Raw genomic sequence first — 15,950 nt, forward strand, 5'->3', positions numbered from 1 at the left:
AACCTGAAAACGCCCATCGCCATGGTGCAACACCTAGTGCCCGCCATGCAGGCTCGCGGCAGCGGCCAACTGGTGTTGATCAGCTCGCTTGCCGCGTGGCACGGCCTGCCCACCACGCCCAGCTACAGCGCCAGCAAGGCAGGCATTAAAGCCTACGGCGAAGGGCTGCGCGGGCTGCTCGCCCCCCATGGCATTGGAGTGACTGTCGTGATGCCCGGCTATGTGACCTCGCCCATGTGCGACGCCATGCCCGGCCCCAAACCGTGGGAGTGGCCGCCCGAGCGCGCCGCCAACGTCATCAAGCGCGGCATTACCGCTAACCGCGCACGGGTAAGCTTCCCCTTCCCGCTTAATTTCGGCACCTGGTGGTTAGCGGTGCTGCCCGCCGCCGTTTCGCAGTGGCTAATTAAACGCCTGGGCTTTAATCACTCAGCAGGCACGCCCCATGATTAGCGCGCTGATGTGGCCACTGCTAATCGGCCTGTTACTAAGCGGTGGATTCGAAGCCCTGCTCAAACCGCGGCCGCGCCCCTTCTGGCAGCGCGGCGTGGCGGCTAATGGCGTGCATGCGGGCTCATGGGTGCTGCTGTTCGGTCTATTAGTGTTGCTGCTGCAGCGTCCCTGGTTCGCGGTCATGGTATTCCTCTCGCTACAGCTCGTCGTCGTACAGTCGAGCAACACCAAGTCGAACACCCTCAACGAACCGTTTATTTGCCACGACTTTGAATACTTCTGGGACGCCCTTCTGCATCCGCGCTTATACGTGCCTTTTTTCGGAGTTGGCTTGGCGATTGCTGCCAGCAGCGCGGCGGCCGTTGCCATTGGAGCATTTTTCTACTGGGAAACGTCGCTAGTCACTAGCGAGGGCGCTAGCCGCTTTTTAATCAGCGCGTTTGAGGTCATCGCCATCGGCGTACTGGTGCTCTCTTTCAGCACACCCAAGCTGCCCGCCATTACCCTGCAACCCACTCAAGACCTGCAGCGTCTAGGACTGTTTGCCAGCCTATGGGCATACGGTATGGCGCTGATGCGCTCACCTATTCCAACACCAGAACAGTCGCCTTTTTATCACTTAACCGAGGTGGCTAAAGCATCTAAAGATGAGCAAATTCTGCCTAACCAAACACTGCCAAACCAGACATTGCCAAACATAGTACTGGTACAGAGTGAATCGTTTTTCGACCCGCGCCCTTGGTGTGAGGAGGTCGATGCCAATCTGCTTCGCCATTATGACAATACCCGCACCAAAGCCCTACAACACGGCGCACTGAATGTGCCCGCGTGGGGCGCCAATACCGTGCGTACCGAGTGCGCGGTATTAACCGGCATCCCCCCCGACCAGTGGGGCGCACGCCAATTCAATCCCTATCGCACCCTTTCACGCCATCCACGTCCCAGCTTGGCGAGTGCGCTGAAAGCGGCGGGTTACCGCACCGTGTGTGTGCACCCATACCTGGCGAGCTTCTATTTTCGTCACAAGGTAATCCCCCTATTAGGCTTTGATCACTTTATAGATATCAATGCTTTCGAGAGCTGCGATAAAAGCGGCCATTACATTAGCGACTTAGCAGTTGCACGAAAGATTGGACGCCTGCTTGAAGATGACGATAATAGGCCGCTATTTATCTTTGTCATCACCATGGAAAATCACGGTCCGCTACATTTGGAAGCACCCAACCAGACGACGTTAGCTAACACGCTGCCCAATGCGCCCTGGCCACTGCCCGGTCATCTGCGTGACCTCGCGGTCTATTTGCACCATTTAAGTGAATCCGACAAGATGTTGGCCAGCGTTAAAAATTCGCTAAATACGGCAAAGCGACCGGGGCTGCTAGGATGGTATGGGGATCATGTGCCGATTCTACCGGAGGCGTACACACACTTTACGCCCCCTGATAGCCGCACCCCCTACATGATATGGTCAACTGAACAGATGGCAACGGCCAGTCTGGCAGCAGCGAGAGAGCCATTTGAGCTAGCCGCAAACGAGCTTGGTGTCCAACTGTTCAAACAGGTGTTTGGACATGCTATGAATAGCGATGTGATCAAGGCAGAACCAGAACCTCAGGAGCAAGAATGACTAAACGCGTTGCCATCATCGGCGCCGCCCATCGTTTCCCCGGCACCACCCCTGAAACGTTCTGGCAGGACCTGCAAGCCGAAAAATATTTAGTGACCGAAGTGGCCGCCGATCGCTGGAGCCACGAGGCCTATTTGCACCCGGATAAACGCCATCCCGGCACCAGCGTGACCTTTGCCGCCGGTAGCCTGGGCGATATCAGCGGGTTCGACGCTGAGTTTTTTGGTATTTCACCCCGTGAAGCGGCCAACATGGACCCCCAGCAGCGCATGCTATTAGAGCTCGCCTGGGAAGCCATGGAAGACGCCAGCATTCTGCCCAGCTCCCTGCGCGGCAGCCAGTGTGGGGTATTTTTAGGTGTCGCCAGTCTCGACTACTCGTACCGCTTAGCGGACGACATGTCGGCCATTGACGCTTCCACGGCCACCGGCAATACCTCCAGCATCGCCTCGAATCGCTTGTCTTACGTGTTTGACCTGCATGGCCCCAGCATGTCGCTGGATACCGCCTGCTCGTCTTCCATGGTGGCCTTTCACCAAGCCTGCCAATCGATTCGCAGTGGGGAAACCAACATGGCGCTGGCGGGCGGCATCAGCCTTCACCTGCACCCCTACGGTTTTATCATCTTCTCCAAAGCCAGCATGCTCTCGCCCACCGGCCGCTGCCAGGTATTTGACGAAGCGGGTGACGGCTATGTGCGATCGGAAGGGGCTGGCATTTTCCTGCTCAAGGATTACGACCAGGCGGTCGCCGACGGCGACAACATTATTGCCGTCGTGGCAGGCTCGGCGGTCAATACGGATGGCCATAAATCCGGCCTGACGGTACCTAACCCCAGCGCTCAGATTGACCTGATGAAACGCGCCTACCAGCAGGCGGGCATCTCGCCGGACGAGATCGACTACCTGGAAGCTCACGGTACCGGCACCGCCGTGGGCGATCCCATAGAGACCCGTGCGATTGGCGAAGCGCTCGGCCAGCACCGTAAAACACCGCTGCTGATCGGCTCGGTGAAAAGTAACCTGGGCCACCTGGAAACGGCTTCCGGCGTAGCGGGTCTCGCCAAGGCGCTCTACAGCATTCAGCACCGCGAAGTGCCTGCCACCATTGGCATTCGTAAGCTTAATCCGCGCATCAAGTTTGATGAGTTGAATTTATCAGTCGTCACCAAAGGCCAGCCGCTGAAAAAAGAGGGCCGCCTCGTTATCGGCATTAACTCTTTTGGTTTCGGCGGGGCCAACGCCCACGTGATTCTGGAAAGTCCGCCCGAGCGGAGCAAACCCGAGCTGCAGGCACCTGGTTCGACGCTGCCGATTCGTCTTAGTGCCCGCAGCGCTGAAGCGCTTACCCAAAGTGCCGAAACGCTCGCCCACTATTTGCGTGAGAACGCCTCACACAAAAGTAGCGAGATCAGCCTATACGACATCGCCTATACGCTGTTCCACCACCGCGAACGCCATCGCCATGGCGCGCTGCTGTTTGCCCAAACCGCGGACGAAGCGGCCACGCTGCTCAGCGAATTTGCTGGCGGTGAAAATAACGACATCACCACCCTCGAGCGCCTGCCTAACGCGGTCGGGCCGGTATTTGTATACGATGGCAACGGCTGCCAGTGGGAAACCATGGGCCGCGACCTGCTCAGCGAGTCCCCGACTTTCGCCGCCGCGATTGACCACGTCGACACCCTCTTTCAGCAGCACGGTGATTTCTCGCTGCGCGCCGAGCTGGAAGGCCGTAATGGGCAAGACGACGATAATCGCTTCGCGCTGACCGAGATTGCCCAGCCCGCGCTGTTTGCCCTGCAAGTAGCGCTGACCGAGTGGTTGCGTGAGCAAGGCATTACCCCCATTGCGGTGTTCGGCCATAGCGTAGGTGAAGTGGCCGCCGCCTGGGCCAGCGGTGCGCTGAGCCTGGAAGATGCGGTGAAAGTGATTTTCTACCGCAGCGACTATCAGGGCAAAACCCGCGGCCAAGGCGAAATGACCGCCGTGGCCATGAGCGCCGACGACATCGCCGAGTGGCTCGAAAACCCCGAATACAGCAAGGTTTGCCTGGCCGGCATCAACAGCCCTAAAGGCATTACCCTGGCGGGCGATAGCCGGCAACTGAGTGCCTTGGAAGCCGCGCTAAGTGGGCAAGACATTTTTGCCAAGCGCCTACCGCTGGATTACGCCTTCCACAGTCCAGCAATGAACAGTATTAAAGCAGGCGTGATCAACGCGCTGGCAGATATCACGCCACGCACGACACAGATCCCCTACTACTCCACCGTGACCGGCGAACTAAGCGACGGGCTTGAGTTGGATGCCACCTACTGGTGGAAAAACATTCGTGAGCCGGTGCTGTTTGACGCTGCCGCTAGCGCCTTGATGGAGCAAGGTCATAATGTCTTTGTAGAGATTGGCGCTCACCCCATTCTGCGCCGCTACCTCAATGAGTCACTGCGCCAGCTGGAGCGCCCCGGTCTGGTATTCGGCACCATTGAACGCCATAAACCGGGCTTTGAAGGCTTGCAACGCTGCTTAGGCCAACTGCTGCTTAGCGGTCTTGATTTGGCTAGCCGCCACCTGCCAGTAGTAGGACAACGCGTGCCGCTACCACGCTATGCCTGGCAGCGTAGTCATCACTGGGTACAAGGCACTAACGACGGTCAAGGGCTGCTTACGCGCTACTACCAGCACCCGCTGCTGGGCTACCCGCTGGCGCAGCACGAACACACCTGGGAAAGTCAGCTCGATACCCAGCGACAGCCCTGGCTGGCGGATCACGTGGTGGGTGAAGGCGCCGTCTTCCCCGGTGCCGGTTTTGTGGAACTGACCCTGGCCGCAGCACTACAGCTAAAAGACAGCCCACTGCTGGATATCGAAGAGCTGGAAATTCGCGCCCCGCTGCTGCTGGACGGTCCCCATGGCCGTGCCATGCGGTTAACCTACCTGCCGGAAGATGGCCGCCTGGAGATCCACTCCCGCGAGCCCGCCAGCGGCAGTGAGTGGCAGTTGAACGCCGTGGCCCGCACCATGCGCGAAAGCCGGGGGTTCCTGCTTAACCGTAAGGCCCCACCGCTACCTTCCCGCGCGCCGGACTACACGCTCGAAGAGCACCTGCAGATGGCCGAGCGTATCGGCCTGCACTACGGCCCCGCCTTCCAGGCCATTTCCAAAGGCTGGATTGAGGGCGATGCGGTCATAGGTGAAATCGCCTTGTCGGATGATGTACAGGCGCAACTCAGCACGCTGCACGTACATCCCGGCATTCTGGATAGCGTCTTCCAGATGTTTATCCCGCTGTTGGCCCAACATAGCGAGTTCGCCGCCCAGTTGGCCTTTGTACCGGTGCGTGTGGGACGCATTCAAGTCAATACCCAGGCGGGCGCGCCGGTGATCGCCCGTGCGGTGATGGGCAAGCGCGCACCGCACTCCTTTACCGCCGATTTCGAGCTGTATGACGCCGCCGGCAATGCGGTTGCGGTATTGAGTAAAACCCGCTTCAAAGCGATTCGTCTTAACCGCGCGCATCATCAGCATTTCAGCTACTTGGATGTGGAACTGACCCCGGCGCCACTGCGTTCAGAACCACTGGCACTGCCCGCCGAGGCGCTGGCCCGCCTAGCCGATATTGCCACTATTTACGGTAAGGGCACCGGCCATCGCTATGGCAACGAAGTCGCCCCGCTGCTGGACAGCCTCAGTGAAGCCTTTGCTCAGCAGCGCCCGGACGCAGAAACCGATACTGATTCAGAAGGCGCACAGCACTCGCCTGACGTTATCTGGCAACTGCTGGTGCAGGACTACCCCGATTACTTTGCGCCTATCCATCTGGTGGGCCGTTTAGGGCTTCACCAACAAGCGCTGCGCAGCGGCAGCAGCGATCTTGAAACGCTGGGCATTAGCCAGGAACACCTTGCGCGCTTGAACCGCGTCCTGGTGGGCGAAAGTGGCTGGCAGGCGTTGGCAGGCGAGCTAGGCGAGTTAATAGATGCGCTGATAACAGAGCTCCCCGGTGGGCAGCGCTTGCAATTCCTTGAAGCGGGCCCCAGTGCGCCTGCGTTGGGCGAACGCTTACTGGAACGCAGCACCCAAGCGCTTTACCACGACCTTACCCATTACCGCGTGATCACCACCCTCGATAGCACGCGTCATCAGGTGGAGCAGTTGCAAGAACGCTTCCCGCTGATGGATATGCAGCACCTTGACCAAAACGATACTGCAGCGTTAACCGCCCCCACGGGCGTTGAAAAAGCCCAAGTAGCGTTTGTCAGCGTGGATATCACCCATCCCGCCGCCACGCGCCAATTGATAGAAGCACTGCCCGCGCAGCTAGCGCCAGGCGCCCAGGTCATGCTGATTGGTATCGCCCCGAGCCGCTGGCTGGATGACCTGCTGGCCACACCCGGCATCGATCAAACCGCGCTGGAGCAAGCGACGCTGATCGGCTGGCTAAACGATCAAGGCTTTGTGGTTTCCATGCCCATGGCGCTGGAAGAGAGCGAGAGCGGTGCTTATCTGCTCCACGCCCACTATCCGTTAGCCGCGGACGAAGATGAGTCCACCGTGACTCAACGGCGTCACTTGGTGGTCGCCGATCAAAACAATGAAGCGCTGGCGGCCACTCTCGTCGAGGCACTGCAATCGCACGACGCTTCCGCGCTGCTCAGCATTAGCCAGAGCGAACCCGCTGAGCTGCTGGCTCATGCATTAACGCAACCGGCACTGGCGAATCACTCAGAGCAAACGCTCAATGTCATTGACCTGCGTGGCCTGGGGGCTAACAGCACTGAAGCGCAAACCGCCCGCTGTGATCACGCCCTTAAGTGGACGCTGGCGTTAGAGCAGCAGTCGCTGGCCGCCTCCCTATGGCTAGTAACCCACGGCCTTAGTGCGCTCTGGCAGGCAACGCCCGCCACTAGCGCTAACGAGGCGCCCGGCGATGCCGCGCTCTGGGGCTTTGGCCGCTCGCTGGCCAACGAAGCCGTCGGCCATAACGTCTATCTGCTGGATGTACCGACAACGATCAGCGAGCCAGCGCTAAACGCCTGGGCCACGCTGCTGGCTCAGCCGGATAGCGAAAACGAAGCGCTGATCGATCATCAGGGCCACCGCTTTGCCACTCGGCTGCGCACCCTGCCCGCGCCGCGCCCGGCGGCGGTAGCACCGACTAACGAGCAGACCCAACAGCCACAGCAAGCGATGACGCTAGGCTTTACCATGCCTGGGCAGCTGCGCCAGTTAACGTGGCGCCCTCGCCCGCTACCGCCAGCCAATGCTGACGAAGTGGCCATCAGCGTTAAAGCCACCGGGCTTAACTTCCGCGATGTGATGTACACCCTGGGCCTGCTCTCCGATGAAGCGATTGAGAACGGCTTCGCGGGGCCGACCCTGGGCCTCGAATTTGCGGGCGTGGTCGAATCCGTGGGTAGCAACGTCACCCACGTGACGCCTGGCCAGGCGGTAGTCGGCTTCGGCCCTGCCAGCTTTAGCGATAAGGTGATCGCCAGCCAGCACGCCGTTGCCCCGCTGCCGGAAGGCATCAGCTTTGCCGCGGCCGCCACGATCCCAACCACCTTCTTCACGGTCTACTACGCGCTTAAGCACTTGGCGCGCTTAGAACCCGGCGAAAAAGTCTTGATTCACGGCGCCGCGGGTGGCGTAGGTATCGCCGCGCTGCAAATCGCCCAGTGGCTAGGCGCGGAAATTTACGCCACGGTGGGCTCCGAAGAGAAGCGCGACTTCCTGCGTCTGATGGGCATCGATCGGCTCTATGACTCGCGCTCGCTCACCTTTGCCGAAGAGATCCTGGAAGACACCCAGGGCGAAGGCGTGGATGTGGTGCTTAACTCGCTCGCCGGAGAAGCGATCAACCAGAACCTGCGCGCCTTGCGCCCGTTCGGCCGCTTCCTGGAGCTGGGCAAACGCGATTTCTACGAAAACACCCATATTGGCCTGCGCCCGTTCCGCAATAACCTCAGCTACTTCGGTATCGACTCCGATCAGCTAATGAAGGTGCAGCCCGCGCTCACCCAACGCCTGTTTGGCGAAATGATGGCGCTGTTTAACGACGGCACCTTGAGCCCGCTGCCGTTTACCTCGTTCAGCCACACGCAAGTGATCGACGCCTTCCGCTATATGCAGCAAGCGCGTCAAATCGGCAAGGTCGTGGTGACCTATGAACAGCCCATCGCGCCACCCCAGAACGACGTATTGGGCACGGCAGCGATACAGCTTTCAGCGGATGCCAGCTACTTGGTGACCGGCGGCCTGGGTGGCTTCGGGTTAAGAACCGCTCAATGGTTAGTAGAGAAAGGTGCGCGGCAGCTGATTCTGCTTAGCCGCAGCGGCCCTGCCAGCGAAGAAGCCCAAGCAGCCATGGCGGCCTTCGAGCAGCAGGGCGTCAAGGTAGTGGCTGCGGCCTGCGATATTACCGACCGCGCGGCTCTAACCGCGGTACTGAAGCGTGCCAAGACTGAACTCGCACCGCTACGCGGCATAGTGCACGCCGCCACGGTGATCGACGATGGTCTAATCCGCAACCTGGATGCCGCACGTATTCAGAAAGTGTTGGCGCCCAAAATCGACGGTGCCCGCCACCTTGATGCGCTAACCCGTGAAACGGCGCTGGACTTTTTCGTGCTCTACTCGTCGGCCACCACGCTGTTCGGTAACCCCGGTCAGGCTAACTACGTCGCCGCCAATCACTGGCTAGAAGCCTTTGCCGCTAACCGCCGCGCCGCTGGCTTACCGGCGACCTGCGTACGCTGGGGCGCCATTGAAGATGTCGGTTTCCTGGCTCGCAACACCCGCACCCGGGATGCGCTGCAAGAGCGTCTGGGCGGCTCGGCACTACGTTCGGATGACGCGCTGAATGTGCTCGAGCAAATGCTGCTGACCCCAGGGCCAAGCCTGGGCGTTCTGGAGCTGGAGTGGGGGGCGCTTGCTCGCTTCCTACCCACCGCTGAAGCGCCCCGCTTTAATGAAATTGCCCGTGCCAGCGACGATGTTAGCAGCGTCGATGCCGACGACGACATCAGCGCCCTGCTGGCCAACCTCTCGCCAGAGGAGCTACACAGTACGATCACCGACTTACTACGCGCCGAACTGGCCAGCATTTTACTAATTGATGAAGAGAAGCTCGATATCCACCGTTCGGTCTACGACATGGGATTTGACTCCCTAATGGGCGTCGAGCTAATGACCGCCATCGAGAACCGCTTGGGCGTTCAGGTGTCAGTCATGGTGCTCAGCGAAGCATCGACGCTCGACAAACTCGCGGGCGTGCTTATTCAGAAAATGCATCAGCACGACGATGTTGAAGAACCTCCGCAAAATGCGATAGCCGCACTGGCAGCCCAGCACGGCACCGAAGGATTAAACACTGCGTCTGCTTCTTCATTATCTGCAACTGAGACACTATGACCGCCAAGCGCTCTGAACTGAAACAGCAGCTTCTGGAACAAGCACGCAAACGCACCGCGCCGCGTGCTGCCAGCAGCACCACGGTGTCATCCAATGGGCAAGGGGCTGAGCAGCGCTCAGTGCCTGAGCGCTTTACGCGCTTTGATGCACAACCCGGCTATCAGCAAATTGCCATGATGCGTCAGGCCGCCGATCAGCTCGGCTTGGTCGACCCGTTCTTCAAGGTACACGAAGGCACCGCTGGGGCGACCAGCGTGATTAATGGGCAGACCTGCATCAACTTTGCCAGCTATAACTACCTCGGCTTCTCAGGCGACCCGCGTATCAATCAGGCCGCCTGCGATGCCGTGGCCCGCTACGGCACCTCAGTCTCCGCCAGTCGCGTGGTATCCGGCGAACGGCCTATCCACCAAGAGCTGGAACAGGCCCTCGCTACGGCCTACGGCGTTGAAGATGCGGTGGTGTTTGTGAGCGGTCACGCCACTAACGTCTCCACGCTAGGTTACCTGCTGGGGCCTAAAGATTTAGTGCTCCACGACGAGTATATCCATAACAGCTCCCTCGTCGGCGCACAGCTTTCTGGCGCCAAGCGCATGTCGTTTAGCCATAACGACCCGGCCGCCCTGGAAGCCCTGCTGGCCCGTCATCGGCATCAGTTTGAACGCGTGCTGGTGGTAATCGAAGGGCTTTACAGCATGGATGGCGACATCCCGGAGCTGCCGCGCTTTATCGAATTGAAGCAACGCTATCAAGCCTGGCTAATGGTCGACGAAGCCCACTCCTTTGGGGTCATGGGCGACACCGGCCTAGGGCTGCGCGAGTATTTCAATATCGACCCGCGCGATGTGGACATCTGGATGGGTACCATGAGCAAGGCCTTGGCAGGTTGCGGCGGCTATATCGCCGGCAGCAAGCCACTGGTGGAGACCTTGCGCTATCTGGCGCCCGGTTTTCTCTACAGCGTAGGCATGCCCGCGCAAGTGGCAGCCCCTTCGCTGGCGGCGCTGCAACTCATGCAGCAAGAGCCCGAGCGTGTTCAGCATCTGCACGCTATTTCGCGCTACTTCCTCGAGCAGGCCACCGCCCGCGGCTTGGATACTGGCCAAAGCATCGGGGCTGCCGTCGTGCCGGTGATTATTGGCAGCTCTGCGGCAGCAGCAAGGGTCTCCCACGGGCTATTGGAACAGCAGATCAACGTGCAACCGATCCTGCATCCGGCAGTGCCTGAAAAAAGCGCGCGGCTGCGCTTCTTCCTTTCATGTGGCCACACCCAAGCACACATTGACCAAACGCTAGATGCATTAACCGCAGTGTTACCGTAATCTCTTTAACTATATTAAATTTGGCTAGCCCTAAGGAGATGTATGGACGCTGTCAGCAACCAGCAAGGCGCTATAGCTTGCTGGTATGTTATACAATGCAAAGGAGGCGAATCATTTCGCGCCGCCGAACATCTCACCAATCAAGGTTATGAGGTTTTCCACCCGGTTCTAACTATTCAACGCAAACACCAGGGCAGGCTCAAAGAGGTGACCCAGCCCCTATTTCCCTACTACCTATTTATCTGTTTAGATCAAGTGGTCAGCAATTGGCGGCCTATTCGTTCCACCCGAGGAGTCCTGCGCCTACTCACCTTTGGCGACAGACCTGCTACGATTCCTTCACAGCTCGTCGAAACACTGCGTTCTCAGCCACACCATCTAGAAGGCATTCACACCTATTTTAGGGCCGGTGAGGAAATCACCATCAATGAAGGTCCCTTCAAAGATATAGAGGCGGTATTCACACGCTGCAAAGGTGAAGAGCGAGCCATTGTCTTGCTCAACCTACTTAACCGCACTCAACACCTTGTTCTACCAATTAAAAGTATAAGTAAAAAGTAAAGGCCCTTCAGAGCAAGCGCCCGCTGCCAAGTTAGTTTAGTGCCCCCATACAATAAAATAGGGGTTGAGCTTTTCACTTGGAGTCGCATAACTTAGTGGCACGCTCTCCAACGTTTCTACACGCCCACCCGCCTGAATCACCACAGCGTGTGCAGCACCTGTATCCCAAAGACAAGTAGGTCCTAAACGTGGATAGACGTCGGCTTTGCCTTCAGCGATCAAACACAGCTTGAGAGAACTACCCATCGGCAACATCTCATGCTCTCCTAGCTGCTCCAACCACTCGGCTAAGTCTGGGCTTGGATGTGAGCGACTTCCCACTACACGCCAGATAGTTTGTGGGTCAGGCTGACCTGCTACTTGAATGGCTTCTCGCTGGCCATCAGCATCGATTTTGAATGCTCCTATTCCTTCTGCCGCTACATACGCTACATCTAGCGCAGGCGCTGTAACAACACCTAACACTGGCTTCCCGTTCTCAATCAGCGCAATATTAACGGTAAATTCACCGTTACGCTTAATGAACTCTTTAGTGCCATCCAGTGGATCAACCAACCAATAACGGCCATCGCTATCCACGCCAGTAAAAGCTTCTGCGTCCTCTTCTGAAAGGATAGGAAGTTGAAGCGATAGAGATCCAAGTCCGCGCATAATAATCTCATGAGCAGCTTTATCGGCTTCAGTTAACGGGCTTTTATCCTCCTTCTCTTCCACGCTAAACTCACGAGCGTAGACCTTCATAATCGCACTACCCGCATTACGGGCAATCTGCTCAACATCGTTTAGCAAAGTTTGATCAATCATGTCCTCAATCCCTTATAAAAAGGCCACCAAGTGAAGGATGGTTCTCCGACACTTGGCAGCCAATATATGACAACAAATCGCGTGCGTTTATTTAACTAATCAAGCCCCGTTGACGCAGCGCATCAATCACCGTGTCGGCTGCTTCTTCAGCACTCATTTCTGATGTTTTAAGGTGAACATCGGGGGCTTCAGGCGTTTCATATACAGAGTCGATACCCGTGAAGTTCTTAAGCTCACCACGTCGCGCCTTTTTATAAAGGCCTTTAGGATCGCGCGCTTCAACAACACCAAGAGGAGCATCAACATAAATTTCGATAAACTCACCTTCGTCCAGCAAGTCACGCGCCATTTGGCGCTCACTGCGGAAAGGTGAAATAAACGCGGACATCACGATTAGCCCAGCATCAACCAACAACTTAGTGGTTTCAGCAACGCGGCGCACGTTCTCAACACGATCAGCATCGGTGAAGCCCAAGTCACGGTTTAAACCATGACGTACGTTATCCCCATCCAGCAGATAAGTATGCTGTCCGTTTGCAAACAGCTTCTTCTCTACAAGGTTAGCAATGGTAGATTTACCTGCCCCTGATAGCCCGGTAAACCATAGTACGGCCGGTTTTTGGCCCTTCGCTAACGCGCGCGCTTCTTTATCAATATCCACATGCTGCATATGAATATTTTGGCTGCGGCGCAAAGCAAAATGCAGCATACCAGCACCCACAGTGTTGTGGGTCATCCGGTCAATCAGGATAAAACCACCGGTATCCTGATTATCTTTATAGGCATCAAAAGCTACCGCACGATTCAGGCTCAGTGTACATATGCCGATACCATTTAAATCAAGCTGCTTACTGGCCATGTGTTCAAGGGTATTGACGTTAATCTGATACTTAATATCAGTAACGGTAGCCGACACCGTCTGAGTCCCCAGCTTCATTAAATAAGGACGACCTGCTAAAAGCGGTGACTCATGCATCCACACTAGAGTCGCTTCAAACTGGTCAGCAGTATGAGCGGGGTGATCCACGCCTGAAATAACATCGCCACGGGAGATATCAATCTCATCTTCCAATAACAGTGTCACTGACTGCCCTGCGACCGCCTCGTCTAAATCACCATCTATCGTGTATATACTTGCAACGGTACTGCTTTTACCCGATGGCTGAACACGAATCTCATCGCCAGGGCGAATCACTCCGCTAGCAACCATGCCACTAAACCCGCGGAAGTCGAGGTTAGGACGGTTAACCCACTGTACAGGCATACGGAAAGGGGAACGCTGAAGGTGTTCAGCATCTAGCTCAACCGTTTCCAGATAGCCCATGAGCGTGGTGCCGTGATACCAAGGCATCTTCGCGCTCTGCTCAATAACGTTATCACCCTTTAAAGCCGACATTGGTATGAAAGTGATATTTTCTAGACCAAGCTGCTTAGCAAACGCAATGTACTCCTCTTTGATCTCATCAAAGCGGGCTTTTGAGTAGTCCACTAAGTCCATCTTATTGATGGCAACAACCACGTGACGCATGCCCATTACTGACATCAAAAAGCTATGTCGACGAGTTTGCGTCAAAATACCGTAGCGCGCATCGACCATCAAAATAGCCGCGTCCGCCGTCGAAGCTCCCGTCACCATATTACGGGTGTATTGCTCGTGCCCTGGGGTATCCGCTACGATGAACTTCCGCTTCTCAGTAGAGAAAAAACGGTACGCCACATCAATGGTGATACCCTGTTCACGCTCAGCAGCCAAGCCATCTACGAGCAGCGCGAAATCCATATCGCCGCCCTGAGTGCCGTATTTCTTGGAATCTGCTTCAATCGCCGCTAACTGGTCTTCGAATAGCAGCTTTGACTCAAACAATAAGCGACCAATAAGCGTGCTTTTACCATCATCTACGCTTCCACAGGTAATAAAGCGTAGCAGCCCTTTATGCTCATGAGCTTTCAGGTAACCTTCAATATCGTCGGCAATTAGGTCAGATGAGTGAGACATTAAAAATACCCCTCTTGCTTTTTCTTCTCCATGGATGCCGCGCTATCGTTATCAATTACCCGGCCCTGACGTTCCGACGTCTTGGTCAACAGCATTTCTTGAATAATTGCCGGCAAGGTATCAGCTTCGGATTCGATAGCCCCCGTCAGCGGATAGCAACCCAAGGTACGGAAACGTACTTTACGCATCATAGGCACTTCACCAGGCTCTAACGGCATACGCTCGTCATCCACCATAATGAGCGCACCATCACGCTCTACTACTGGACGCTCGGCTGAATAGTAAAGCGGCACAATAGGAATGTTCTGGAGGTAAATGTACTGCCAAATATCCAGCTCGGTCCAGTTGGAGATCGGAAAAACGCGAATCGATTCTTTGGCATGTTTACGTGTGTTGTAAAGCTTCCACAACTCTGGGCGTTGATTCTTCGGATCCCAACGGTGCTGAGCTGTGCGAAATGAAAAAATGCGCTCTTTGGCACGCGACTTCTCTTCATCGCGACGAGCACCACCAAAGGCCGCGTCGAATCCGTATTTATCCAACGCCTGCTTCAAGCCTTCAGTTTTCATCACATCAGTGTGAATAGCCGAGCCGTGGGTAAACGGATTAATATCTTTTTCGATACCTTCCGGGTTGATATGCACCAGCAGATCCATGCCAATATCTTCCGCCATGTGGTCACGGAATTCGTACATAGCACGGAACTTCCAGCGCGTATCTACATGCAGGAGCGGAAACGGTGGCGGAGCAGGAGCGAACGCTTTACGCGCTAAGTGCAGCATAACCGCTGAATCTTTCCCAACGGAATAAAGCATTACCGGGTTTTCAGTCTCGGCAACCACTTCGCGCATAATCTGAATGCTTTCTGCTTCCAGACGCTGTAGATGGGTAAGTGATGTCATCATCTGTCCCAATGTTGTTTAAAAATTTGTTCTCAAGAAGCCATAGCGGCACTGTCTTAAAAACCCATGGTAAAAGTGCTGAGTGTTTAAGCTGTTATTGCCAAGTTTCTCGGCACTGGTACTAGCCAAAACGCAGGCTGCTCTGCTAGCCATTGTTTAACTTCAGGACTTACCTCAAGCAACGCCCCATGAAACACCACCACCCCGGGACCCTGCCGGCTCAACGCTTTAAATAAAGACACATAGTCGGCTGCTACCGGCGGTCGTTCAAAACAACGCATCAGTAACCGACCACGAACTCCATGCAAATAAAATTGATATACCGACCGAGAGGGATGTGCGATTCGCCGTACACCAACTTGCCAACGCTGGGTAGCCTCTTTGGTCTTAGAAAATAGCGGCTCTACGGACTGACGATACCACCGCCCCTGCTGTGAACGTTGCTTTGCAAAACGCACCAACGGCCAAGGCTCATGTTTTAGTCCTTCGCTTTCCCACCAGTGCTCTATCGCACGCTGTGTCAGCTCAAGATTGTGATTTTCTTTTAACCAATCAGCCAACCCGGCACTGCTCCAGGCAGGCGCGTCATCAGGAGGTGCTTGGTTAAGTACCTGCCAAAGCACCTCCTGAAAAGAAGCATCGAGTACATTCGCCTGCCCCTTCAACCTCCCGCGTGTTTTGACTGGCACTGCCGCCCACCCGCCCTCACGAAAAGCTTTCCACGCAGCCGACACAGTGGGCGCAGAAAGCCCTGTTTGTTGAGTAACTTTCAAGACAGTATGCCCATCTAAACGCAACCGAACCGCTTGTTTTCGGCGCTCATTCAACGATCCAGGCGATAAATGTTTTGCATTCAAAATTTATCATAACCTTTTG

9 protein-coding genes are annotated in these 15,950 nt (G+C 56.2%); 5 read left to right on the forward strand and 4 right to left on the reverse strand.

Annotation, left to right across the window (positions count from 1 at the left end):
* The 5 genes from HZS80_RS11885 to rfaH all read left to right on the forward strand — a co-directional run.
* On the forward strand, positions 1 to 453 hold a 453-nt coding region (locus HZS80_RS11885), incomplete at its 5' end, for an SDR family NAD(P)-dependent oxidoreductase (RefSeq protein WP_179916197.1).
* Entirely contained in the window at positions 446 to 2,080 is a 1,635-nt protein-coding gene (locus HZS80_RS11890; RefSeq protein ID WP_035566749.1) for an LTA synthase family protein, read from the forward strand. The genes HZS80_RS11885 and HZS80_RS11890, both read left to right, overlap by 8 nt.
* Positions 2,077 to 9,489, forward strand: a complete 7,413-nt coding sequence (locus HZS80_RS11895; protein WP_179916198.1) for a type I polyketide synthase — start codon at positions 2,077 to 2,079, stop codon at positions 9,487 to 9,489. The genes HZS80_RS11890 and HZS80_RS11895 overlap by 4 nt, the downstream gene beginning before the upstream one ends.
* Positions 9,486 to 10,811: an aminotransferase class I/II-fold pyridoxal phosphate-dependent enzyme gene (locus tag HZS80_RS11900; protein ID WP_035566752.1), complete on the forward strand. Its 1,326-nt coding sequence runs from the start codon at positions 9,486 to 9,488 to the stop codon at positions 10,809 to 10,811. The genes HZS80_RS11895 and HZS80_RS11900 overlap by 4 nt, the downstream gene beginning before the upstream one ends.
* A 42-nt stretch (positions 10,812 to 10,853) precedes the next feature.
* Positions 10,854 to 11,372: a transcription/translation regulatory transformer protein RfaH gene (gene rfaH / locus HZS80_RS11905; protein ID WP_179916199.1), complete on the forward strand. Its 519-nt coding sequence runs from the start codon at positions 10,854 to 10,856 to the stop codon at positions 11,370 to 11,372.
* A 36-nt stretch (positions 11,373 to 11,408) separates the two neighbouring features.
* Here the strand turns inward: rfaH and cysQ are convergent, their stop codons facing one another.
* The 4 genes from cysQ to HZS80_RS11925 form a co-directional block, all read right to left on the reverse strand.
* Positions 11,409 to 12,176 (reverse strand): 3'(2'),5'-bisphosphate nucleotidase CysQ, encoded by a 768-nt coding sequence (gene cysQ, locus HZS80_RS11910; protein ID WP_179916200.1) that lies wholly within the window; start codon positions 12,174 to 12,176, stop codon positions 11,409 to 11,411.
* A gap of 91 nt (positions 12,177 to 12,267) precedes the next feature.
* Entirely contained in the window at positions 12,268 to 14,172 is a 1,905-nt protein-coding gene (cysN, locus tag HZS80_RS11915; protein WP_035566760.1) for a sulfate adenylyltransferase subunit CysN, read from the reverse strand.
* Positions 14,172 to 15,074 (reverse strand): sulfate adenylyltransferase subunit CysD, encoded by a 903-nt coding sequence (gene cysD, locus HZS80_RS11920; RefSeq protein ID WP_179916201.1) that lies wholly within the window; start codon positions 15,072 to 15,074, stop codon positions 14,172 to 14,174. Before cysD ends, cysN begins: the two co-directional genes overlap by 1 nt.
* A gap of 86 nt (positions 15,075 to 15,160) precedes the next feature.
* On the reverse strand, positions 15,161 to 15,931 hold the full coding sequence (locus HZS80_RS11925) for a helix-turn-helix domain-containing protein (RefSeq protein ID WP_179916202.1): 771 nt from the start codon (positions 15,929 to 15,931) through the stop codon (positions 15,161 to 15,163).
* Between the last annotated feature and the right edge of the window lie 19 nt (positions 15,932 to 15,950).

Origin of the sequence: Vreelandella glaciei, assembly GCF_013415125.1 — a bacterium.
Taxonomy (GTDB): Bacteria; Pseudomonadota; Gammaproteobacteria; order Pseudomonadales; family Halomonadaceae; genus Vreelandella; species Vreelandella glaciei.